Origin of the sequence: Chitinophaga fulva (genome assembly GCF_012927205.1) — a bacterium.
Taxonomy (GTDB): Bacteria; Bacteroidota; Bacteroidia; order Chitinophagales; family Chitinophagaceae; genus Chitinophaga; species Chitinophaga fulva.
Map to the genome: position 1 here is coordinate 1,617,079 of NZ_JABBGC010000001.1, position 24,151 is coordinate 1,641,229.

Annotated in this window: 21 protein-coding genes; 14 read left to right on the forward strand and 7 right to left on the reverse strand. The window is 48.4% G+C overall.

What is annotated here, in order from left to right:
* Positions 1-7: 7 nt before the first annotated feature.
* From HHL17_RS06825 to HHL17_RS06860, 8 genes are all read left to right on the forward strand, one after another.
* On the forward strand, positions 8-1,321 hold the full coding sequence (locus HHL17_RS06825) for a RagB/SusD family nutrient uptake outer membrane protein (RefSeq protein ID WP_169224006.1): 1,314 nt from the start codon (positions 8-10) through the stop codon (positions 1,319-1,321).
* Positions 1,322-1,412: 91 nt separating this feature from the next.
* A complete protein-coding gene (locus HHL17_RS06830) occupies positions 1,413-2,246 on the forward strand; it encodes a rhomboid family protein (RefSeq protein WP_169224007.1) in 834 nt (277 codons plus the stop codon).
* A 43-nt stretch (positions 2,247-2,289) separates the two neighbouring features.
* Complete coding sequence (locus HHL17_RS06835; RefSeq protein ID WP_169224008.1) at positions 2,290-3,120, forward strand: hypothetical protein; 831 nt, start codon at positions 2,290-2,292, stop codon at positions 3,118-3,120.
* A gap of 93 nt (positions 3,121-3,213) precedes the next feature.
* Positions 3,214-4,236: a sensor histidine kinase gene (locus HHL17_RS06840; RefSeq protein WP_169224009.1), complete on the forward strand. Its 1,023-nt coding sequence runs from the start codon at positions 3,214-3,216 to the stop codon at positions 4,234-4,236.
* Positions 4,233-4,940: a LytR/AlgR family response regulator transcription factor gene (locus tag HHL17_RS06845; protein WP_169224010.1), complete on the forward strand. Its 708-nt coding sequence runs from the start codon at positions 4,233-4,235 to the stop codon at positions 4,938-4,940. The genes HHL17_RS06840 and HHL17_RS06845 overlap by 4 nt, the downstream gene beginning before the upstream one ends.
* Positions 4,941-5,047: 107 nt before the next feature.
* Positions 5,048-7,093, forward strand: a complete 2,046-nt coding sequence (locus tag HHL17_RS06850; protein ID WP_169224011.1) for a TonB-dependent receptor plug domain-containing protein — start codon at positions 5,048-5,050, stop codon at positions 7,091-7,093.
* Positions 7,094-7,111: 18 nt separating this feature from the next.
* Positions 7,112-7,750 (forward strand): tetratricopeptide repeat protein, encoded by a 639-nt coding sequence (locus tag HHL17_RS06855; protein ID WP_169224012.1) that lies wholly within the window; start codon positions 7,112-7,114, stop codon positions 7,748-7,750.
* A gap of 27 nt (positions 7,751-7,777) precedes the next feature.
* Positions 7,778-8,023 carry a hypothetical protein gene (locus tag HHL17_RS06860; RefSeq protein ID WP_169224013.1) on the forward strand — a complete coding sequence of 82 codons (246 nt, stop codon included), beginning with the start codon at positions 7,778-7,780 and terminating at the stop codon, positions 8,021-8,023.
* A gap of 25 nt (positions 8,024-8,048) precedes the next feature.
* On the opposite strand, the gene HHL17_RS06865 is transcribed toward HHL17_RS06860, so the two are convergent.
* The 4 genes from HHL17_RS06865 to HHL17_RS06880 all read right to left on the reverse strand — a co-directional run bounded on the left by HHL17_RS06865 (position 8,049) and on the right by HHL17_RS06880 (position 14,953).
* Positions 8,049-9,704 carry a hypothetical protein gene (locus HHL17_RS06865; RefSeq protein ID WP_169224014.1) on the reverse strand — a complete coding sequence of 552 codons (1,656 nt, stop codon included), beginning with the start codon at positions 9,702-9,704 and terminating at the stop codon, positions 8,049-8,051.
* Between the two features lie 14 nt (positions 9,705-9,718).
* Positions 9,719-10,516: a DUF4397 domain-containing protein gene (locus tag HHL17_RS06870; RefSeq protein WP_169224015.1), complete on the reverse strand. Its 798-nt coding sequence runs from the start codon at positions 10,514-10,516 to the stop codon at positions 9,719-9,721.
* A 9-nt stretch (positions 10,517-10,525) separates the two neighbouring features.
* Positions 10,526-13,918 (reverse strand): TonB-dependent receptor, encoded by a 3,393-nt coding sequence (locus tag HHL17_RS06875; protein WP_169224016.1) that lies wholly within the window; start codon positions 13,916-13,918, stop codon positions 10,526-10,528.
* Between the two features lie 63 nt (positions 13,919-13,981).
* A complete protein-coding gene (locus HHL17_RS06880) occupies positions 13,982-14,953 on the reverse strand; it encodes a FecR family protein (protein WP_169224017.1) in 972 nt (323 codons plus the stop codon).
* Between the two features lie 124 nt (positions 14,954-15,077).
* Between HHL17_RS06880 and HHL17_RS06885 the strand changes: the two genes are divergently transcribed.
* Positions 15,078-15,635: an RNA polymerase sigma factor gene (locus HHL17_RS06885; RefSeq protein ID WP_169224018.1), complete on the forward strand. Its 558-nt coding sequence runs from the start codon at positions 15,078-15,080 to the stop codon at positions 15,633-15,635.
* A gap of 87 nt (positions 15,636-15,722) precedes the next feature.
* On the opposite strand, the gene HHL17_RS06890 is transcribed toward HHL17_RS06885, so the two are convergent.
* Positions 15,723-16,565 carry a YXWGXW repeat-containing protein gene (locus HHL17_RS06890; RefSeq protein ID WP_169224019.1) on the reverse strand — a complete coding sequence of 281 codons (843 nt, stop codon included), beginning with the start codon at positions 16,563-16,565 and terminating at the stop codon, positions 15,723-15,725.
* A 323-nt stretch (positions 16,566-16,888) separates the two neighbouring features.
* On the opposite strand from HHL17_RS06890, the gene HHL17_RS06895 reads away from it, so the two are divergent.
* Positions 16,889-17,296 (forward strand): hypothetical protein, encoded by a 408-nt coding sequence (locus HHL17_RS06895; RefSeq protein ID WP_169224020.1) that lies wholly within the window; start codon positions 16,889-16,891, stop codon positions 17,294-17,296.
* Positions 17,297-17,395: 99 nt separating this feature from the next.
* Here HHL17_RS06895 and HHL17_RS06900 read toward each other — a convergent pair whose 3' ends face one another.
* The gene (locus HHL17_RS06900) at positions 17,396-18,493 is read right to left on the reverse strand and encodes a calcium:proton antiporter (RefSeq protein ID WP_169224021.1); all 1,098 of its coding nucleotides are present in this window, start codon (positions 18,491-18,493) and stop codon (positions 17,396-17,398) included.
* A gap of 95 nt (positions 18,494-18,588) precedes the next feature.
* Here HHL17_RS06900 and HHL17_RS06905 point away from each other — a divergent pair, with 95 nt between their 5' ends.
* Together HHL17_RS06905 and HHL17_RS06910 are read left to right on the forward strand one after the other, a co-directional pair.
* Positions 18,589-19,362 (forward strand): AraC family transcriptional regulator, encoded by a 774-nt coding sequence (locus tag HHL17_RS06905; RefSeq protein WP_169224022.1) that lies wholly within the window; start codon positions 18,589-18,591, stop codon positions 19,360-19,362.
* A gap of 66 nt (positions 19,363-19,428) precedes the next feature.
* A complete protein-coding gene (locus HHL17_RS06910; RefSeq protein WP_169224023.1) occupies positions 19,429-19,977 on the forward strand; it encodes a dihydrofolate reductase family protein in 549 nt (182 codons plus the stop codon).
* Here HHL17_RS06910 and HHL17_RS06915 read toward each other — a convergent pair.
* Positions 19,965-20,555, reverse strand: coding sequence for a dihydrofolate reductase family protein (locus HHL17_RS06915; protein ID WP_169224024.1), 591 nt, complete (start codon positions 20,553-20,555; stop codon positions 19,965-19,967). The two genes, HHL17_RS06910 and HHL17_RS06915, sit on opposite strands and share 13 nt — an antisense overlap.
* Positions 20,556-20,814: 259 nt before the next feature.
* Between HHL17_RS06915 and HHL17_RS06920 the strand changes: the two genes are divergently transcribed.
* Together HHL17_RS06920 and HHL17_RS06925 are read left to right on the forward strand one after the other, a co-directional pair.
* Positions 20,815-21,525, forward strand: coding sequence for a hypothetical protein (locus tag HHL17_RS06920; protein ID WP_169224025.1), 711 nt, complete (start codon positions 20,815-20,817; stop codon positions 21,523-21,525).
* Positions 21,526-21,736: 211 nt separating this feature from the next.
* Positions 21,737-24,106: an ABC transporter permease gene (locus HHL17_RS06925; protein WP_169224026.1), complete on the forward strand. Its 2,370-nt coding sequence runs from the start codon at positions 21,737-21,739 to the stop codon at positions 24,104-24,106.
* Positions 24,107-24,151 lie beyond the last annotated feature (45 nt).

A 24,151-nucleotide genomic window follows, 5' to 3' on the forward strand; every position in this document is an offset into this window, starting at 1 on the left:
ACAAATCATGAAACGAACTACTTTCTATACATACCTGACCATGGCCACGTTCCTGTTGTCTGCGGCGGCCTGTAAAAAAGATTACCAGGACCCTTCCGGGCCTTCCCAGGACCAGGCCTTTAGCTCGCCGCAAGCGATTACAGATGCGGCAGTGGGACTGCAGGCCAACTATGTCAAAGACAGGACCGGGCTGATTTATACCACTATTACCTCCGGAAGCCTGCTGAGCGGGGAAACGTTTGTCACCAATCCGGGCAACGCTGATGAAGGTCAGCTGGGCACCGGTGGCAACACCGTGTTGAACAACAATGTAGTGGTGACCGGTATGTGGGCTTATACCAACAAGATCGTTTATGACGCGGAAAAAGTACTGCGTGCCACCAATACCGTGGTATCCGATAAAGGTTATGCCAGTGGCCTGATTGCCTATACTTCTATCTTTAAGGCGCTGGCACTGGGCGTGCAGGCCAATTACTGGGAGCAGGTACCGGATACCATCAGTAGTCCGGATTTGCCGACCCGTGTGCATTTTATCCCGGGAAAACAAGGCTATGCAAGGGCGGTACGCACTATCGACAATGCACTGAATGCCATCGCTGCCAATCCGATCAGCTCTGCTATCACACCGTTTCTGCCTAAAGGGATTAATGTTGTCAATACTCTCTATGCCCTCAAGGCCCGTTACGCATTGAGTGCCGGTGATTATGCTGCTGCGCTGGATGCTGCCAATAAAGTAGATCTTACCAGTGCCGGTATCAGCACCTTTAACTTCAATCCGCAGGTGGCCAATCCGATCTTTACCCTCGTATCTTCCACCAGCAATATTTACCAGGTAGTGGATTCCACGATGGGGCTGCCTGTAGCGCTGGCGCCTACTCCAACCGATGCCAGGATACCGTTTTATATGACAAGACAAGCCACCGGGTTGAAATTTGTCATGAGCGGGTTCTTTAAGTCCAATATTCAGTCGATCCCGGTGTTCCTGCCAGGGGAAATTATGCTGATCAAGGCGGAATGTTATGCGCGTAATAACGACCTGGTAACGGGGCTCACGGAGCTGAACAAAGTAGTGACCAAAAAGCCGTCGGATGATCCGTTTGGCATAGGCGCCAACCTGCCGCCGGTGGCGGCAGCCACCATACCGGACCTGCTGGCACAGATCTACAAACACCGTCGTATTGAAATGTTCATGTCCGGACAGGAAATTGAAGACCAGCGGCGTTTTGGCCGGCCGACTACCGAAAGGAAACGGAATTATTTCCCTTATCCTTTTGTGGAAAGGAATGATAATCCAAATACACCACCTGACCCTACTTTTTAATTTAATAGTTTTTTATCTTTACTAACGGCAGCCAGGAACTATTCCCGGCTGCCGTTCACATTACATCCTGTACCCTAAATGTCCTATAGCCATGACTGAAATCGGCGTTGTTGCCCTGGTGATCGTTATCCTGAACCTGGTGGTGTCTTACAAAGGATTTAAAGACACTGCTTTTTATGACAAATACGCTTTTATTGTGAATGAAATGCTGGTCCACAAGGAATACTACCGCCTTATTTCTTCCGGCTTCCTGCATGTGGACTGGATGCACCTGCTTTTTAACATGATGTCGCTCTGTTTTTTTAGTGCTGACGTGGAAGCAGTGTTAGGTATTAAAAACTTCATCATCATTTATATGAGCAGTCTGGTGGGCGGTAACCTGTTGTCCCTGTTCATCCACCGGCATCATGGAGATTATAGTGCAGTAGGGGCATCCGGTGCTGTATGTGGTATTATCTTCGCGTGCATAGCGTTGTTCCCCAATATGGAAATCGGTTTCTTCGGTATCCCGTTGTACATACCTGCATGGATATACGGTGTATTGTACATGTTGTTTACCATTTTCCGGATTAAAGATAAAAATGATAACGTCGGCCATGAAGCGCATCTGGGCGGCGCTTTTATCGGGCTGGTTTTTGCCGTATGCATCGAGCCACAGGCTGTCAAACAGCATTACCTGCCAATATTGGCTATACTGCTGCCCTGCCTCTTATTCATGTACCTGTTGGTCCGCAAACCACATATTGTACTGACCGGCAATACGCCAGGTCCGCAACGTTTCCTGAACGTAGAAGACCGGTATAATCAGCAGAAGGCGATACAACAACAGGAGATAGATGCCATACTTGAAAAGATCCACCGGCAGGGAATCAACAGCCTGTCCGCGGAAGAGAAACAAAAACTGCAGAATTATGCAGAACGGTGACACAGAAATTCTATATTAAGTAGCTAAAATATAACCCGTACGCATGAAGTTATCCAGTACTGTACTGTGTTTGGCCATATTGAGCCTGGCCGCCTGCCGTAAAGATGAATCCGGAAACGGACCGGCATTAAACTATAATGATGTTAACATCACGTCTATCTCCGATATTCCGGCGTTCATCTATGAAGGGGACCGGCTGGTAGCGATGGGCAATGAAAAATTTTCCTATGATAACAAAGGCCACATCGTTGGGAGCCGTATTGAACATAAGGATACGCTGAATAATATCATTACGGGGTACGTTTACAAAACGTCTTTCACCTGGGCCAACGGCCTGTGTGCCGGCAGTGTTGCTGACTCCCTGTACAGCTATATCAAAGGCACTGATGGCAGCATCAAAGATGAACGGTTTGCCAGCGGTACCATTCTCAGTAGTTATGACTATACCCTGCCTGCCGGCCGCTTGAATGCAATTACTTTTACTCCCGGCAAATGGAATACCGCTCTGTATACTTCGATCAAGTTTGAATATGATGGCAAAGGGAATGTGATCCGGGCCGTTACCACGCAACCTAACCTGTTTGGAAGACCGGGAGTGCCTGATCTGGTGATAACTGTTACCTTCCAGTATGATAATCATCCTAACCCTTATTATGCCATGTATAAAAAATACGGTCTCATACTGCCAGCCCTGCAACGGTTTGCTGACTGTATCTCTCCCAATAACGTCATTAAAATGCAACTGAAGATTGACAATATGGTGGAGCTGGTGCAACAGTACGTTTATGAGTACAATGCAGCCGGTTACCCGGTAAAAATCACCACCAATGGCGGCAGTGTGACCGGGCAGACCACCTACATCACCTATCGTTAGCCCCCGTGTTGTCTGCACATTTTGCCTTGTTGTCGCTTCTTTGGGGATAAACTGCCCTGAAGCAGCGTGCTTTGCAGTATATTTATATTGTACATGAAAGCATCCCTGACAGCAAAATATATCAACATAACACTGCATGCGCTTATCTGGGGCATGTTGCTGTTATTGCCTTATATCGTATCATCTCCCGAAAACCAGTATAGTATTGGTCCTATCCCCGGCATTTTTTTTACCATTGCCGGTGTGATCCATATGGGTATTTTTTATGGAAATGCTTTTTACCTGTACCCACGGCTGCTCAACCGCCGCTACTGGTGGCTGTATATTCCTGCTGCCTTGTTGCTGTTGTTTATATCCTTCCAGCTGAAGTATCATATCATGGCCACCTGGTTTCCCGGGCTGTTGCATAACAAAGCCGCTTACCGCTTTGTTTTCGGGCCTTCTGTGGTGATATTGGTGATCAGTATTTTATATCGTAAAATACTGGACCGCATATACGAAGAACGTCGGCAGAAGGAGAAACAAGCCGAGCAGCTGTCAACCGAATTAAAGTTTCTCCGCTCACAGATCAGCCCGCATTTTTTGTTTAACGTGCTGACGAATATGGTATCGCTGGCCCGGAAGAAGTCAGATCAGCTGGAACCTTCGCTGATCATGCTGTCGGAGCTGATGCGGTATATGCTGTACAACACCGGTGGCGCCAAAGTGTCGCTACAAAAGGAAGTGGCTTATCTCGACAGTTATATTGCATTGCAGCAACTGCGTTTTGGCAATGATGTGGATATCCGCAGGGAGCTGCCAGCTGTCGCCGCCCTGGAAAATTATATGATAGAGCCCATGCTGCTAATACCCTTTGTGGAGAATGCCTTCAAGCATGGCACCGGCGTAGAGCGGCCGGTTATCCGTATCCACCTGTCTGTTCAGGAAGATGTGCTTACCTTTGAAGTGGAAAACCATTTCGATCCGGTACAGGACACCAGCAAAGACGACAGTTCCGGAATAGGGCTGGCCAATGTTAAATCCAGGCTGGAATTGTTGTATCACCGGCATTATACCCTCGCGGTAGAGAATGATGGTAACCGGTTTTTTGTACACCTAACGTTGAAGCTTATATGATACGTTGCATTGCAGTAGACGACGAACACCTGGTGCGGGAGTTACTGGAAGACAGTATCCGGCAGGTGCCTTTTTTGCAGCTGGTGGCCACCTGCAAAAATGCCATGGAAGCCATGGAGGTGATGCAGCGGGAACAGGTAGACCTGATGTTCCTCGATATACAGATGCCCCGCCTCAATGGGCTACAGCTTTTGCAATCGCTGCAACGCCCGCCACTCGTGATTCTCGTGACAGCTTATGAAAAATATGCACTGGAAGGGTATAACCTCCAGGTAGTGGATTACCTGCTGAAACCCTTTAGCTTTGAACGTTTCCTGAAAGCCTGTCAGCGTGCCAGCGACTTATTCCGGCTGCAACAGCCACCGGCTCCCGCCCGCACGATCACCGACTTTTTCGTGAACGTGGAATATGTACAAGTGAAAATTGTGGTCGCTGATATTGAATACATCGAAGGCTTAAAAGACTATATCAAAATACACCTCTCCTCCTCTCCCAGACCCGTCCTCACCCGTATGACCATGAAAGCCATCGCAGAGAAATTGCCGGCGGAGGAATTTGTCCGTACTCATAAGTCCTACCTGGTGGCGGTGAAGAAGATCACTTCCGTGAAACGTGACCTGGTATGTATCGGTGAAAAAGAAATACCTGTCAGCGATTTCTTCAAAGAAAATGTCACCCGTTTGGTACAGGGTCCTCAAAACTGATGTAACCAGACTTACACATCTTGTCGTCACACTTTCCTGTGTTGTCTACACCTCAAAATCCCGGTCGTACTACCTGCTAGCTTTGTGGGTAAATAATACTTCCGGTGATGACCAAATACCTGATATGGATTTTTTTACCCGCCTTGCTGAGCTCTGCCTACGCACAACAGGCGCCGAAAGACAGTACCGGCAAAGCTGTGTCCGATACCGTTCCCCGGGGCACGCCTAAAAACCTGAAGCAGGTTACCGTAAGCGCCGGTGCTTTTGAAGCCAGCGATAAAGCCAAAGGGGCTTCTCTTACGCCAATGGATGCCGTCACCGTAGCGGGCAACAACGGCGACCTCACGCAGGCATTGCGTGCCTTGCCGGGTGTACAGCAGATCGGGGAAACGGAAGGGCTTTTCGTAAGAGGCGGTACCAGCGATGAAACCAAACAGTTTATCGACGGTACGTTATTCAAATATCCCAACTATCCTTCTGTACCGGGTATTTCGCAGGGCGCCCGTATCAATCCTTTCCTGTTTAAAGGAATTCTGTTCAGCTCCGGTGGTTATTCCGCATTGTACGGACAAGCCATGAGCAGTGCGTTAATACTCGAAAGCGTAGACCTTCCGGAGAAATCCTCTGCCAGCTTTTACCTGTTCCCGGCCAACCAGGGCGCGGGCCTGCAGCGGCTGGGAAAAGACAATCGCAGCAGTTTCGGGCTGGGGCTTAACTACTCCAACCAGACGTTGTACAATGCCCTGGTGCCACATGTGCCTGATTATTTTCAGGGACCTTCGTACCTGGAAGGGACTGCGAACTTCCGCATAAAGACAGGCCGCAGCGGTATGTTCAAGGTATATGCCGTATGGAATAAAAGCACCGTGGGTTTGTATAACCAGGATGTAGACAGTGCGGCGTTGCGTTCCGGTTACCTGGTAAAAGGCAGTAACGTCTATACGAATATGAGTTACCGTACCGCGTTGGGCGAACACTGGAAAGTAGAGACCGGGCTGGCTTACAGCAACAACAAAGATAAACGTGTTGTCAGTCTTGTAGACGCTGCGGAGAAGCCCGCCACCCTGCCGGAAGTGCCGCTTACCTTAAAAAACAATCGCAGCGATATCCATTCCGATTTTGCACAGGCCAGGGTGGTATTTACCCGTTTCCTGTCCAGGGACCAGGCGGTGCGTTTTGGTGCGGAACATTTTTATTCCAAAGATGCCGGCGTGTATCGTGACAGTGCTGTTGCGCAAACGGATCAGTTGTCCGCCCTTTTTGCAGAGAGTGATATTTACCTGACGGGCAGCCTCGCGGCCAAAGCAGGCCTGCGGCTGGAGCATACATCACTGCTGGAGCAGTGGTCACTGGCGCCACGGGTAAGCCTTGCATGGCGGCTGACAGATGAAAGCCAGCTCAACTTCGCCTACGGTCTCTTTTACCAGGAACCACAGAATGAGTTCCTGTATCGCAACCGCGATTTATCTCTTTCCAGTGCAGCACATTATGTGGTGAATTACACCAGGAGGGCGCATAACCGCTTTTTCCGGGTGGAGGCTTATTACAAGCAGTATAATGATTTGATCAGGCTGCTGCCACCGGATGCAAAGAGCGTATCTACCGGTAACGGCTATGCGAAAGGAGTGGAATTGTTCTACCGGGATAAAAAGACCTTTAAGAACCTGGACTACTGGATCACCTATACGTACCTGGACACCAAGCGGGATTATCTGAACTATCCGATGGAGCTGCGGCCCCCTTTTGCAGCGCCGCATACCATGACGATTGCCGTGAAGAAATTTTTCCCGGACCTGTCTACCGGCATCAATGTGTCTTACGCACTGGCGGCGGGAAGGCCATACTACAACATCCGGTACAGCGATGGCTGGCAGTTGGCCGATCAGGGAACAACCAAGCCCTATAACATCGTGAACCTGCATGTTTCCCACCTGATGACATTGTTCCCACGCTGGAAACACAAAGACTTCTCTGGTTTTGCTGTAGGCATAAATAACCTGTTGGGCACTAAGCAGGTGTTTGGTTACAACTATAGTTATGACGGCCAGCATAAGATGGCGGTGTCATTGCCGGCCAACAGAACATTTTTCATCGGCTTCTTTATGAGCCTTGGGATAGATCGTACAGATGATTTTATCAATAACAATTTATAAACCACAAACCCGCTAATTATGAAAAAAACAATCCTCTCTTTATTGTTGCTGCTGTCCTGCTCAGTCTTTGTGATGGCACAGTCGCTGGAAGACGCCGTGCATAAGCTCGATGGCGCTGCTTCTGTAAAAGATTACGAAGTACTGGAAAAAACGTTTGTAACGCTGACGGCACAACAGCCTAACTCCTGGCTTCCCTGGTATTATGCCGCTTACTGTAATGCCAAAATCGGTTTCCTCTACCAGGAGGATGGCGATAAAATAGAGCCATATAGTGTGAAGGGAGAAGAGCAGATCGGTCGTGCACAGTCGCTGCTGGACAGCACCAAACAAAAGCAGGAGCTGTCTGAAGTATTGACGGTAGCGAGTATGGTGAACCGCACCAAAGTGTTCATTAATCCGATGACTTACGGCCGTAAATACGGCAGCATATCAGAAAAGTACCTGCAGCAGGCGCTTCAGCTGGTACCGGAAAATCCGAGGGCTTTATACGTACGGGCATGGGTGAAATACCATACGCCTAAAATGTGGGGCGGTGATAAACCATTGGCAAAAGAATTAGCAGAGAAGAGCCTGGGACTGTTGGCGAAAGATAAGACAGGAACAGCTCCTCACTGGGGCAAAGCTGAAGACGAGGCATTGCTGGGCAAGTTTAAGTGATTATTCAAGCTTTTAAAAAAACATGTTATGTTATTTCCTTTTCTTATCCTTTTCAGGATACTGTTTGCAGCGAGTATGGTATTTATTATCGGTTACATCTTTGGCGGTTTTTCAAAAAGACCTGCGCTGGCGCGTATCTCCAAAGTGGCTGCGATACTTGTTATTGTACTCTTTATCGGTGTAAATATCCTGTTGATGCGGGCTGCCTTCCACCGTGACTGGCACGGAGGATGGCGGGGTTGTGAACAGGTTAAAACAGAAAAGCAGGGCTGACCAATTGGTCAGCCCCTTTTTTTGTTTATGATTTTTTAGGATAGAGCTTGTAGAAGATGGGAGGGGTGGTTGTATTACCATCTCTCATGAAATACAGGACACCATTTTTATCCTGTCCGATCAGTGTGGCTTTAGAGAAATCCACCCATTTGGCCAGTCCGGTTAAATTGACCTGCTGTTCGATATCCTGGTTCATTCCTATTTCGGTTCCTGCATAGGTGTAGTAAGCCAGGTTGGCAATGTCATAGCTCTTTAATGAACGGTTAGAGACCTGTAGCGTATTGCCATTGGCGAGTTGTATTACGCTCCGTAGCAAACGGTTGTAAGGATTGATAAAGAGCAAACCGGAGGGAGTTGTCTGTTTATATGCAGGATCGGTTTCGAAGGACTGAAAGTTAAATGCTGTTTGACGTGGGTTAATCGTGACGCCCTGTTCATCATCCACTAAATTATACTGGATCATATCATATGCAATGTAGTTGGTCGTGTTGAAGCCATATAGGTTTTTCCCATCAGGGTCCAGTAGATAGTTGCCTGAGAATATACGTATTCCGGGGGCGGGGTAGGACCGTGAACTGCTCATAAGGCCGCGTACCTGGCCGGAAACGTCCATTTTTGAAATGAGGACGTACCCACCAATGGGTTCACCAGACCATCCTCCGGCGGCGTTACCGCCAACATACCTGTACCATATGGACTGATTATTGCCCGCTTTCCCTGGTGAATAGTAGTTGGTGAAAAACAGGTTGTCGTTATAGTCGATATTCAGTAGCATGGCTACCAGTTTCAGGTGACTGATATCTCCCTGAATGGGGACCTGTGTTTCATTGGCCGTAACCTGCTGATTGACCAGGGTGCGATTGAGGGTAGTAATGTTTTTGCTGGCGATGTCCATTTTACAAAGGCGAAAAACATAGCTCTGGGCGACGTCGGGAGTGTTTTCGTTTGTTTCTAAGGAAAAGTAAAGTGTTTGTCCGGAGAAGCTGACGGTACTGCCCAACACATTTTTTACAGTGAAATCGTTGCCCTTGTCATCCCGGAGTACGTCGTTTTTCTTCAGGATGGTGGAAGTTATTCCATTTGACAGCATCTGAACGGAGAGCTGGTTGTCAAAATAAATATTACCGGACCGGTCGTTATGTATAGAGCGGACCATGTTGTATTTATTGGTCGTGTAGTCGTTAAGGTTATCTGGTACCCAGGAAGCTATTTGATCTACCCATAGTGTGGTATCGGTGCGGCTGCTGCCCGCGTTGACAAGTCTGATACTGACGGGGGCGCCGTAGATGGTGACACCGTTGGCGGTAACGCTCACTTGTCTGTTGCTGCCAATACCCATGTCGGCGGTTACCACGAAGCGTACAGCCTGTATCTGCGGCTGTGAGGAATAAGTGGTGTAGTTGGGTGTCAATATCGCGGTGTCGACAATTTTTATCGGTACGTTGCCGACGGTGATCGTGCTGCTGTAGGGAAACAAATTACCAATCAGCATGGCAGTGTCGCCTACGACCCATGCAGTGGGATAGGTCCAGTTGACAGGGGCCAGGTGAGTACCGGTTTGTTGTGTATAGCTGTCAGACAGCCAGGGCTGATTAGCTACCAGGGCAGCATGATCATCTACCTTTTTGCATCCGCACCATAGCAGGATGCCCAGCAATGCGAGTAGGAAAGTATTTTTCATCTGTAATGATTTTATCAGAATGTTTTTGTGGCGGAAAGAGAGAAATTTGGCTGGATGGTTACTGTACGACCGGTTTGCGGGTCTGTGTAATTTCCCGGGTTGTTGTTGGAGTATCCGCTAATCACCAGCGTATAGGCGTGACCGGGGATAATATCCACGGAACTGCGGGTAAGGAAGTTCACCTTTTCTCCTTCAGGGAATACTTTGATATTCAGCGTTTGTGGACCTGGTACATCTACTGGCTGAAACCCTGTGTTGTCAAGATAACGGGTAACCGGAATGGAAGGCAGCGTAGCTTTGTTAAAGGTGAGGTATACCGGTCCGGTGAAAGGACTGAGGTTGATGATACGGATGCCTATTTTACCGGTATCCGGAATGAACCGGTCGGAGGCCACCAGGTGATCGTAGTAGCCGATACTGTCTGTATAGAACACAGTAACGGGCTTGTCTGCATCCAGTTTTATCTTTGCGCTGTCCAGCGGGTGATGGTCGGAGTCTATCAACAGCAGCTGATGCTCACCGGTGCTCAGGTGCATGAATCGCATCCAGTTGGTGTTCACTGTCGGATAAACCGGCAGCCTGTCTCCTGTCTTATAGTAGAAGGGATAAATGGAATAGAAGATATTCTTCGGTGGCTGGTAGGTGGTATCGTGACTGTCTATCAATACCAGCGAGCCACTGGTCATGGCGGTGGAACCGAAGTAAAAACTGATTTGTCCTTCTTCTGGTATGTCTGGCAGTGTTACCTCTTTTTTGCAAGCAGTAGCCAGGCTGACGATCAGCCATAGCAGCAATATATAGCGTGTGTTCATATAGTAATGTTAAAAAGCATAAGTGAATTGTAGCAGGATATATCTTCCAGGTTTGTAGCGGGTGTAAATATTGTCTCCAGTGAAGAAAGGTTTGCCCGCGATTACTTCAGATTCCTTTTCCTTGTCAAAACGGTGGTTGTAGTTCTGATCTTCGACCAGGCGATAGCTTTGATCGAGCAGGTTTTGTATGCTCAGTTTTACCTGTAATGATTTTACGATTCTCTGAGTGACAGATAAATCCAGCAGGTGCATGGGAAGCTGCATGATGTCCGGGCGTACGTACTTGTCGCTGTAACTGGTGTCAGCAGGAGTACGTACGCTTTTAGCGTAGATGCTGGGACCGCTCACATTGTATACAAGTCCGGCTTTTGTGCCGGTGGCTACATTTTCATAGAATAATCCAGTATTGACGATGTAAGGAGCCTGGCCCTGCAATGGGCCTCCCGGTGTGTGGATACTGTCTGCCGCATAGTCATTGTGAAATTTGTGCCGTTCGCTATTGCTTTTGATAATGGAGCCATTCAGCACTACGGACAGTTGTTTGAAGATCTTGCCAGGAATGAAGGAGAGACTTTTCTTTATTTCGGCCTCTACTCCCATGATATCCGCGCTGACAGCATTGTCATAACTAATCCTGTTAAAGCCCCATCCGTCGTGGGCTTCATTGTTGGATACCTCGTCCCGCATTTTTTCGATGGGATGATTCAGGTGTTTGTAGAATACGCCTATGTTGATCACTTCATTTTTATTCCGGGGATATAGCTCGGCGCGCAGATCGAAATTGTCTATTTCGGCGGTTATCACCCTCGGATTACCGGTGATTTCTTCATTACGGGAGAAGTCATAATCATGGTAAGGTGTTAGCTCCCTGAAATCCGGACGGTTTACCGTACGACCATAACCGGCGCGTATCACCATGGTGCTGGCGGGATGATAGCTGAAGTTGAATGAAGGGAGTAAGATTGTTTTTTTGTTATCTACATTCACTGTTTCTATGGTGTTTTTACCGGTAGGCCCGTCTTTGGAGCCGGAGAGGCGCTGGCGGTCGTATTCTCCCCGCAAGCCGGCGTTGAAGGTGAGGCGGTCATCGGCTGCTTTCCAGTCCCCGAGCAGATAAAATGCATTGTATTGTTCGCTGGCGGTATAGGAATCCTGGGGAGTGGTGGCATCGTAGATAGCCAGCCCTGTATTGTCATTCGTGAAATAGTGGGAGCTCCATACATTATTCAGATCAGCAGGGCGATAGTGGAGCAGATCAACATTGTTGTAACCGAATCCGTTATTCCAGAGGAGGAAATTGTTGGCGGAAAGGTCTGGTGTTAGTTCATCTGTACGTAATCCGGCTCTGTTTACGCGGAAGAACCGACGGCCTACCTGCCTGGTTTTGAAGAGCAGATATGTGCCGGCTTTCAGGTAAAAATTGGGTTTCAGGTGAAAGGTGTAATCCATGGAACCGTTGTATACCTGTTCCTGGTTTTTGATATATAACCTTGCCATCATGCCCTGAAAAGTTGTGTTCATGTCAAAATTGGAACCGGTAGGGGTCCAGTTCATGTTATCATTGTAAACAGGATAATTAGCGTTAAAGTGGATAAGGCGTTGATCGGGCACATATTGCAGATCGTGTGTATAGCCCAGGTTCCAGAACAGCTCATGTTGTTTTTTTGCTCCCAGCAGATGGGTACCATTTATATTACCGGTGTAAAGAAGCCTTTGCTGGAAGGAGAGTGTAATATCTTTTTTAAAACCATATACTTCGGAGAGATAGAATTCCGGCAACGCATTGGGAATGGAGGTGGTAGTACTGGTGAACCGTTTGCCATCATTGACGAAAAAATTGAGCCATGCCAGCTGGTGGCGGTCGTTGAGTTTTAGCGTTAGGTTTTCGAGAATATTGACCTTTCCGGTTTCGGTAGTCTGATTTCCGGTGACGATTTTATTGTTGGTACCCTGGGCGTTACCGGGCATAGGGTCTACCTGGTAGGCGTTGGTGTTGCCTGTTTGGCGGTAAATGGAGGGGGCAGCAGTCTCTTTGGAATAGGTCACGGAAGTGAGGTCATACAGTCTCCATTTGCCCAGTTTCCAGCTGTTGTAGTAATTGGCAAACACCTGCATGTCCGGGCCGGCGTAACGTTTGCCCGGCATCAACGTAGATGACATACTGTTGATCCAGTCCTGCTGCGGTACATTTTGCGGAACACGTTGATTGCCCTGGAAAACGCCGGGAGAGAACGACGGCAGCTTGCGGGTACCGTCATCTATGCCAAGGAAGTCCAGTTTACCACCGTTATAGCTGTCTACATTACGCATGCTCGTATTGTCGCGATAGGCAAACTGCACGCCCATGTCGAAGTGTTTTACCGATGTTGCATTTTTGGTGAACACTTTGATGGCCGCGCCGGCGTATTCCCCTACCAGATCGGCTACCGGTGACTTATACACGAGTATTTTGTCGATCACGCTGCTGGGCAGCAGATCATAGGCGAAAGCTTTGTTGTACAGCTCTGTAGACGGCGCCAGGTTGCCATTGAGATAGGTCATGTTGTACCGTTCGTTCATGCCACGTACCACGATAAAACGATCGTCTACCACGGTAATGCCGGAAATACGTTTCACGATCTCGGCAGCGTTGCGGTCGGCCGTTTTGGCGATCAGCTCATTGGAGATGCCGGACACCACGCCGGTAGCGCCTTTGATCTCCTGTAACAGCTGCTGCTCAGTGCTGTGGGTCACGGCTCTTACCTTGCGGGGACCGCTGCCTACCACTACTTCCTTCAGCGCGCCACCTACCTGCATTTTGATATCTACAGAAGATGTCTGCTCATGGCTGACTTTTACCCGGGAGACGATACCTCGTTGATAGCCCACGAAAGAGACAATCACCGTGTAAGTGCCTGCCGGTACGCCGGACAACTGATAGTAACCTTTGGCATCGCTGATAGCGCCAAGTAAAGTTCCTTCCAGCTGGACGGTAGTGCCAGGCAATGGTTGCGACGTTTCAAAGTCTACCACGCGGCCACGAATGATACCGCTGCCGGCTTCCTTTGGGGTATTCGGACCGGTTTTGACAGCGATGGTACGCGCATTGGCCTGGAAGAGAATGCCGTAGGTACGTGTCAGTTCTGCTAACACCTCTTTCAGTGTTATGTTTTTCCAGTTTACGTTAGCGAGTTTTACGGCGCCCAGCGAAGCTTTATCGTAGGAAAAACTATAATCGCTCTGGCGGTCTATTTCGGCCATCACGGCGGCCAGGTTGGTGTTGTGGAGCGTTAGGCTGACGGGATGCTCCATGGCTGGGGCTTGAGCATAGGCCTGGCTTGCCAGTAACAGCCATAACAGGAAGCCTGCCTGCCACCGTTTTCTTTTAAGCAGGTTTGCGCTGGTTTGTCTAAATTTGTTCATACGTAAACTTTAAAAACGATTGTTTTTGATGTCCCGCTGGCAGGCGGGACATTTTTTATGTGATTAATGAATGATGACACTGTCGCGGGTTTCGTGATATTTGAACCCATAAATGAATGACATGTTTTGCAGGATGTCTGTCAGTGATTCCGCGTGATAGGTAGCGGTGAAATGTGTGCGGTGGCCTGCGTTGGAGGTAAGGACAATCTTCTTGCAGAATCTTTTTTCCAGTCTGTTGAAAGCTGCTTCCAGCGGTACATCGTCAAGCACGAGGGCGCCCTGTTTCCAGTCTGTTTCTTTTTCCGGCACAAAACGCCTTGTGGTAAAGTGGTGGGAGGAAGGCTGATAGGTCAGTTTGTGGCCGGGGGTGAGCACCAGGCTGCTGTCATGCCATACTTTTACCGCCACGCTGCCGGAGGAAAGGGCGACGCCCGTCATATTTTCCCCAGGATAAGCTTCTATGTTGAAATGTGTTCCCAGTACAGTCGTTTCGAGCCCTCCTGCTTTCACATGGAAAGGGATGGTCATTGGTGCTACCTCGAAATACCCTTCGCCGGCGAGGGTAACGTTCCTGGAGGTGATGTTATAATCTTCCGGAACTGTAAGTATGGAACCAGGTGTGATCCATATGTGGCTGCCATCGGGCAGGGTAAGTTTACGTACATGCATGGAGGTATTGGCAATCTCCCTTCCCGGAGAAGGAGTGACAGACTGCTGATGCGGCCGCAGTTGTTGCCAGTGGAACAATGACCCTGCCAGCAATGCGATGCACGCGGCAACTGCCGCGCGGCGCAGTATGCGGATATACCGCACCCGTGCAGGACGGTCTACGGGCAGTCCTTGTTGCCGTAGTTGCTTATCCAGCTCCTTGGCTATAGAGACTGGCATAGGTGCCGGAGGCAGGTCCCAGCCCCGGTCCAGTGAGTCTTTCAGCTCTTCATCGGTGCAGGATTGCAGCCAGGACAGTATCTCACGGCGTGTATTGTCGTTGGTTGTTTTATCGATATAGGATGACCAGTTATCCTGATGTTTCATGCGTATTGTTTACGTGCTACTATCTTCACGTAACAATGATGATTTACCTCAGCCCTCAAAATGGCAATTAACAATTTGGTAATATGACTATACCACAACGGCCGGCCTATCTTTGTAAATATTTATGACGGATACAGCTATGTACAATAAGGAACAGGTGTTTACCGGACTATACCACGCCTCCCGTGACAGGCTGTATCAATACCTGTATCAGTACACAAAAGATACCCACCTGTTGCAGGACCTGCTGCAACAAAGTTATCTCCGCGTTTGGGAGAAGATGGACGATATCTATAACATAGAACAAGCGCTCCCTTTGCTAAAAACGATCGCCCGCAATTTGCTGATCGATGTGGTGAGAAAACGCATGAAGGAAGATGTGGCCTGGCTGGAAACGGTGAAGACGGAAGTGGAGCAGATGGTGACTGTACCGGTGGAAAGCAGCCGTAACCCTTTGTTGGTACTGGATACGGCGATATCACAGCTGCCAGTCAACTGTCGCCGGGTATACCTCTTGCATCGGGAAGAAGGGTTGTCTTACAAGGAAATATCTTCCCGTTTATCCATCTCCGTTAGTATGGTGGAAAAACATATGAGCAAGGCCATCCGGTTATTGAAAAATGATCTGCTGACGAACTATGAGTTGCTGCTGATAGTAGTGGCTGTCAACAAACTCTTATAAATGATGCAGGCGCTACCCAAAGGCAACGCCTGCAAACGCTGAGACTTTTATCTCTCTGGTTATTTATTATCTCCACTGATATCAACATTAGTGACGACCGTGGCCTCCACCACCAAAGTGGCCTCCACCTCCTCCGCCAAAGTGGCCACCGCCACCTCCTCGGAAGTTACCACCTCCTGAAGGCTGACGCATGAAATTGCCTTGTGGGCGAGAAGCTCTGCCCATAGCCATTGGCCTGTTCATGCCTGCCTGGTGGTTGCCATTCCAGCCACTGCGGGAAGCATTCATGGTATTGTTTCTGGTGAAATTGTCACGGTTATTGTTCACCGTTGTATTATTATTTCTGGTGAAGTTATTCCGGTTATTGTTGATGACCGTATTGTTATTGTTCCGGGTGATGTTTTCGCGGTTGTTGTTCACCACATTACGGGTGTAACTGGTGCGGTTGTTATTGATGTTATTATTGACTACGTTTCTGTTGATGTAAGTGTTGTGCACTACTGTAGTGTTCACGCGGGTGATAGCTGTATTGTAATGGAAGGAATTACCTCTCCACATACCGCCGGTAAATCCTGCGCCAAAATAGCCGTAGCCGTAGTTAATGCCGCCATAGTACCCGATTTGCGGGCCCCAGTAACCGGCATGCCAGCGATATACGCCGCCAATAAAACCCCAATAGCCGGGAGTCCAGAGGGCGCCTACATAAGGAGCCCTTACCCATATGCCCGGAACCCAATAGTAGTGGGTGCTGTAGGCCCAGTATCCGGGAACCCACATGTAGCCATCGCCGGGGCAGAGTGGTTGTGTATAAACCGGTATCGCGGGCGGCGCGATGCCAACGGAAACACCAATGCTAACTTGTGCATATGCCTGCGGTGCTGCGGCAGCAACGGCCAACAGGGTGCATATTATCACGACAAACTTTTTCATGACCTCATGGTTAGGTTCACTTATTTGACGGTCCGGAGGGGCCTAAGTTTAACGCTGGCAGAGGTCGTTACTAGATAAGATAATGAGTGCGTTTGAATAACAATCCAATTCAAATACCCGCTACCATGAATGGGCCAGCCAGAAATGGCCGGCCTTACTCGTATGAAAATTTATTGCTCGTTGTAAGCAAGGGGATGTGGTGTATCCCCAGAATATGAAGATAACAACAGCTTTTGCCAGGTATTTATTGAATTGGAAAAAAAAATTACGCAATCGGGAAAATCTTAATTGATTATATTTAAGGCTGTTAATCTACCTGTTACATGGAAGCCCATCCTTTAAGAAGTATGGTTTTAAGTGCGGCATTTGCGGCAATGATCAGTAGTGGCGTAATTTCACTGTTATGGTTCGAGACTGTTGAATTGTCCGAGGCTGCCCGCAACAGTGATTTATATGGGTTAGGTCATGTATTGATCGTTTTCTGCATTATCTGTATGGCACTGTCTACCATCACTATTTTTTTCAACAGAATAGCTGTTGTCAGAAACAATGTTATCCTGTCCCTGTTGTCCTTTTTTCTGCTACCGTTCCTGGTGGCTGTCAGCTTTTGTATGACGATTTTTGAGAGAGAAGAACTGTCCCTGTTTTTTGTGATGATCGCGTCATTCAGCCTGCCGCTGGCATTTTATTTTGCACGATATCGTAAGCTGTTGACAGTTCAACAGGCCTGACAATCGGCGTATAGGCTGCATCGTTATATGTTTCCTGTAAAGGTGCGCCGGCTGGATGTTTATCGGCGCATGGACTTAGTGTGTCCAGATCATAGAAAATTACGGTACAACCGTCGTAAACAGATAAGTAGCCAGAATCACCAGCAGTACAATACCCTGAAGGATATTGGTACGACCGGCATTAAAGGAGATACTGATCGTAAACAGGGATAATATCAGCAATAAGGTGGATTTGGTGTCTATGCCCAGGGTGACACTGAAGCCTGCAAAAACGGTGACGATAGCCACTGCCGGGATAGTAAGTCCTATACTGGCCAGCGCTGAGCCCAGCGCCAGGTTCAGGCTCGTCTGCAGCCTGTTGCGCCGCGCTGCCCGTATGGCCGCCAGTCCTTCCGGCAACAGGATCACCGCCGCAATGATAATACCCACAAGGCTCTTAGGCGCGCCCATACTGATCACCATCGATTCTATGGTGGGCGACAGTTTTTTGGACAGCATCACTACCAACACCAGTGCAATCAACAGGAACAACATGCTAAGGGTGGTCGTCAGGTTGTTGGGAGGTGCTGAATGTGTTTCACCATCATCTTCCGGCAGGAAATAATCCCGGTGGCGACCGGTTTGTACAGACACAAAGCCACCATACAGCACGAGGGAAATGAGCGCTACAAATATCAGCTGACTGTTGGAATATACCGGTCCGGGTGTAGTGGTAGTATAGTTAGGCAGTACCAATGTCAGTATAGAGATGGCCGTTAGGGTGGTAAGGGCCGCATTGGTGCCTTGTTTGATAAATACCTGTTCTTTGTAACGGTAGCCGCCCAGGAGCAGGCAGAGGCCAATAATGCCGGTCAGCAGGATCATGATGGCGGCAAATACGGTGTCCCTCGCCAGCGTGGAGCCTGCGGCGCCTTCACTCAGCATCAGGGAAACGATCAGGGATACTTCTATGACGGTGATGGCCAGTGCCAGGATGAGCGTACCATAAGGTTCTCCCACCCTGTGGGCCACTACTTCGGCATGATGCACGGCAGATAACACGATACTGATCAGGGATGCAGCCATCAGCAGAACGAAAAACGTATTGTCTATGCCGCCGGCCAGCATCAGGATGACAACTCCGATCAATGGGCTGACGAGGCTCCAGATGGGTAAGGCGATATTCCAGCGTTTGTATAGAATGTGTGTGTATGGCATATACGTAATTACAAAAAAATATTTAATTAGTTCATAAAAAAATGGCATTCCACGGCTGACGGATAAAGTTTAACTTACAGAACACATGCTGTAAAATGAGAACGCAACTGATCACACCGCTTCCAGCATTGACCAATTATATAAGCCATATCATGATGCTGGAAAGCGAGCGCCTGTCTTTCGACACCTTCCTGCCTTTGATTGCTAAAGGGTATCCCAGTGTTGTTTTTCAGCTGACAGCCAGTCATCTTCATGTGGATAATCTTGTACTATACGGACAAAATGTGCGTCCCATATTGTTGCCTGTTTCCGGTGCAACGATGTTGATCGCGTATTTTCTGTATCCGCATACGCTGAAAGCCTTGTTTGGCTGGAGCGCACGGGAGCTGACAGATCTGAGTGTGGACATCAGTCTGTCTGAACCTGCGCGGGGCATGCGTGTGCTGGAACAGCTGCTGAATGCGCCATCGCTGGAACAGCGGCTGGCATTGATGAATGATTACCTCCTGCGGTTGATATCTCCTGGTAAACTGGAAGTAAATCAGCCTGTCCTTTTTGCCACGAGGATGATACAGCAGCATAGCGGAGCGTTGTCCATGCTGAAGGTACAGCAGGAGCTATACGTGACGGAGCGTACTTTACAGCGTATGTTTGATATGCATGTGGGCGTATCTCCTAAAACATTTGGCCGTATTTGCCAGTTTGATGCGGCGTTGCGGCAATTGAGCGGCAATGGTTTTACAGACATGGCTGGCGTGGCCTTCCAGCAGGGTTATGCGGATCAGAGCCATCTGATAAGGGCGTTCCGGGATTTTACCGGCCTTACGCCGCTGGAATACCAAAAAGCGGCCACCGACTTTCCCGCCTGAAGATTGTCGGGTTTGTTCTATACCAGGGACTACTGCCGTCGTTACTTTGTATCAAAAAAACAACGTATGAGAAAGCTAATCGTTTCTACCTGGATGACACTGGATGGTATTTTTGATGCGGAAAGCATGGGACAATGGTTTAACCCTTATGACAGCCAGGAACGGCAAGACATTATCCGCGAAGGCATCCTGTCGGCAGATGCTATTCTTTTCGGCCGCAAGACTTATGAGATGCTGGCCCCTTACTGGTCTTCCTTAAAAAATAATGAGATGGGTGTAGCCGCCAAACTAAACAGTGTGCAGAAATATGTGGTGTCCACTACCCTGAAAGAAGCCACCTGGGAGCATTCTACCATCATCCGGGATGATATTGAACAGGAAATAACCCGGTTGAAACAGCAACCCGGTAAAGAGATACAGATAGAAGGCAGCGCGGCGCTGGTCCAATCCCTGGCCAAAGCAGGACTGATCGATGAATACCAGTTCCTCGTGCATCCGGTCATGATGGGCAGCGGCAAACGTTTCTTCGGAGAAGGCATGCAGGCCGGGTTACAGCTCACCAGCAGCCGTCAGCTGGATAAAGGCGTGATGCTGCTCTGTTATCAGCCTGCATAGCGGTATTGTAACACCACCATGCCGGAGGGATATGCGGTGGCGTTGACCAGCGACAGTCCCAGAATGCCCTGTACCTTGTCAAAAACAGGCATTCCCCTGCCGATAGCTGCGGGATTGATGATGAGATGGTACTCATCGATCAGTCCTGCTGCGATCAGCGCAGATACGAAAGAAACGCCGCCAAATACGATCATGTTTTTCCCCGGCTGTTTCTTTAGCGCTTTTACTTCTTCGGTAAGATCACCTGTGGCCAGTATGGTATTGGGCCAGCCAGATTCTTTCAAGGTGTGCGTAAACACCACCTTCCTGGCATCCCGGATATGTCCGGCAAATACGGATTGTGGATTGGCGGTGTTGGCCGCCATTTTTTCCCAGTGGCCGATGAAACCCTCTTCAGCCATCTTTCTGCTTAACAGTATTTCATCAGCGGAAGCTATCAACGCGGTATGATCAGCCTGCAGGGCCGGGTCCCAGGTCCAGTCATCTCCATAACTCCAAACCATCCAGCTGCCACTTCCGTTGGCCGCTGCTGCAAAGCCGTCAATAGACAGCTGCATCTGCAAGATCAGTTTTCTCATCAAGGTGTTATTTTCAACAAACCTACGCTCATTTTTTTACCGGGAACGGGGGCGGATGTGACAAATTAGAGGGGTGAATAATCCCTTGACGAAATGATATTTGTTTTATCATTAGTTTTACAAAAAAGAATATTACACGATGCCCCCGAGTAGAGGATGTTGTTATGCTGTAGTGTCTTTCTGATAACCATTTCTTTGTAAATACTGCTTATCATGATTGTTCAATAAATACCACTATCCAACTCAAAATCGATTGCTTATGGAAAAATTACAACGGGAAGTCCGTTTTTTAAAAGTCTACTCTCTTATTCTTACCACCGTACTGATAGCTTTCTTCTTTATGGCTTTCCGCACAGACTTCGGTAAACAACGTTTTCAGGAAATAGACGTTGAAAGAATCAATGTTGTTGAAAAAGATGGTACACTGAAAATGGTCATTGCTAATAGTGAAAGACAACATCCCGGTCTCGTAGAAGGTAAGCCATTGGCTCCCAGAAAGAGACAAGCCGGACTTATATTTTTTAACAGTGCAGGGGATGAATGTGGTGGTCTTATCTATGATGCTGACAAAAAAGATGGCGCCGGCATGGTATACTCTGTAGACCAATACCGCAACGACCAGATCATGCAGTTGCAATATGCGCAGGACCTTGAAGGTGATAAAGCCCGCTCCTACGGCCTGAAGATCTGGGACCGTCCGGATGATTTTACCAGCGCCCGTTTGACACACGTAATAGATTCCCTGAAAGCGCTGAAAGATGAAAAGAGATATGAAGAAGTTACCAATCAGCTGGCATCAGAAGGGAAGTTTGGAACCGAAAGACTCTTTGTAGGCCGTACCTGGAAAAATGAAGTGGGCCTGTTTATCCGCGATCAAAAAGGAAAAGTAAGGATCAAAATTTATGTGGATAAACAAAATCAGACTAAGATAGAAACCTACGATGACCAAGGGAAATTAATCAGTAAATAATTGTAGAAGAGCCGCTTTGTAAAAGCGGCTTTTTTGTATACTTGCCTGCTACAACATTGTTGGCACCAATGACTGATCTGTTCAGAAGCGGACTGTTATTGTCCGGAATCGAACAGTTGAAGAACCGCCATAGCGGCTCGTTGTAGTAATAACAGGCTGCTTTGGGATGGCATGGGTATTGAACGCTGAAAAGTAGTAAACCCTCTCTGTTATGACGCACAATTACATTAAAGTCGCCTATCGAAATATTATCCGTAACAGGGTCTTTTCTGTTATTAATATCCTGGGGCTGGCGTTGGGCATAGCGTCGAGCCTGCTGTTATTGTTGTGGATACAAGATGAATGGCGCACAGGGAGGTACTATGATAACCTCGGATCGTTGTTCCGGATCATGGAAAATGAAATCGCTGACGGGCGGACGGTCACAGATGAAGACACGCCCGGGATCCTGGCGGAAGAGCTTAAAATGCAGATACCGGAAATCGCATTCGCAGCGGGACTATCACAGCATGAAAACCACATATTGACGGTCGGCGAAAAAGTGTCCCGGCTGTCAGGATGCTTTGCAGGAGCGGATTGGTTTAATATGTACAGTATTCCTTTGCTGGCAGGCTCACCTGCATCGGCACTCAATGAACCGAATAATATCGCTGTTTCCCGTAAAGTGGCAGAGACATTTTTCAAAGATGCCCAAACTGCATTGGGAAGTATCATCCGGATGGATAACGGGACTGATTGTAAGGTAACGGCCGTCTTTGAAGACCTGCCCGCCAACTCACTGGATAAGTATGATTACCTCCGTAACTGGAATGTATTTTTGAAAAGAGAGCCCTGGCTGAATGTGTGGGAGAACGCCGGGCCTGGTACCCGCATCCGCCTTAAACCCAATGTAGATCCACAGGTAGTCAATGCCAAACTGAAAACTTTCCTGAAAGGCCGAAACAAGGACATTAATGCCTCCTTTAATATTGAGCTGTTCCTGCAACCGGAAGCGGATGCCTGGCTGTATTCCAATTTTACAAATGGGCGCCGCGATGGTGGCCGCATTGAATATGTGCGGCTCTTCCTCATCGTTGCTGTTTTTATATTGGTGATAGCTGCCATTAATTTCATGAACCTCGCTACTGCGCGGTCTGTAAAACGCGCAAAGGAAGTGGGCATCAGGAAAGTGGTGGGGGCACGCCGGCTTTCCCTGATCTGGCAATTCATGTATGAAGCATTGCTGATGACGTGTATGGCTGCTATGGTAGCGGTGGCGGCTGTCTGGTTAAGCCTGCCACTTTTTAATCTCCTGACAGGCAAACACCTGGTGCTACCGGTAAGTGAACCGCTTTTCTGGATGGCGCTCTTGTTGTTGTTGGTTGTTACAGCGTTGTTGTCAGGAAGTTATCCTGCCTTTTTTCTGTCGTCTGTGCAACCGGTGCGGGTATTGAAAGGCGTGCTGAAGACGGGCCCGGAAGCTCATCTGATCAGGCGCGGACTGGTAGTCTTCCAGTTTGTATTGTCCATGCTGATGATCGTAGGTACCATCGTGGTATATCAACAACTACAGTACGTGCAGACAAAGAACCTGGGATTTGATCGGGAGAACCTGATCGTGATACCCGCAGAGGGTGCGATCCCTGAAAAATATCAGGCATTTAAACAGGAACTGCTTGAACGAGGTAGTATCAGTGCCGTAACTCACATGCAAACTAATCCGTTATCCAACGGTAATACCACTGACGGCGTGCAGTGGGCCGGTAAAAACCCGGATATTGCCATACAATTTAATAATACCAGTGTAGGATATGATTTTGTGAAAACGATGAAACTGCAGCTAGCCCGTGGCCGGGACTTTTCATCTGCCTTTGGATCAGACTCTGTGAATTACCTGATAAATGAATCTGCTGCAAAACGGATGGGCTACGAAGATCCGGTTGGTCAGCCGCTTACCTTCGGGAAGAGGCCTGGTGTAATTGTGGGGGTGCTTCACGATTTCCATTTTAATTCCCTGCATGTACCTATCAGGCCGCTCATTGTCCGGTTAAATGAACGTTGGGCATATGGGTTTATACTCATTAAAGCGCAAGCCGGACAAACAAAGCAGGCGCTTGCCACTGCGGAAGCACTTTGCCGGAAAATGAACCCGCGCTATCCGTTTACGTATTCATTCCTCGATGAGGATTTTCAGAAAGTATACAACAGTGAGGCCGTGGTAGGAAAATTGATCGGACTGTTTACCTGTCTTTCCATATGCATAGCCTGCCTTGGTTTGTTCGGACTGGCAGCTTTCACAGCGGAGCAGCGGACAAAAGAAATTGGTGTCAGAAAAGTGTTGGGCGCTTCCGTGACAAATATCGTTGCATTATTGTCCGGCGATTTTTTGAAACTGATTTTGCTGGCTATCGTCATCGCTTCTCCCATCGCCTGGTATGCCATGAGTCAATGGCTCGAAACATTTAGCTACAGGATTTCCATCTCCTGGATAGTATTGGCATTGTCTGGTCTTATCGCCGTGTTGATAGCGGGACTGACTATCAGCATCCAAAGCATCAGGGCCGCGCTGGTGAACCCTGTCAACAGTCTGCGTGGAGAGTGATGCGATGTTTTTCCTGTCGTCATAAAACAAAAACAAAAGTTAATG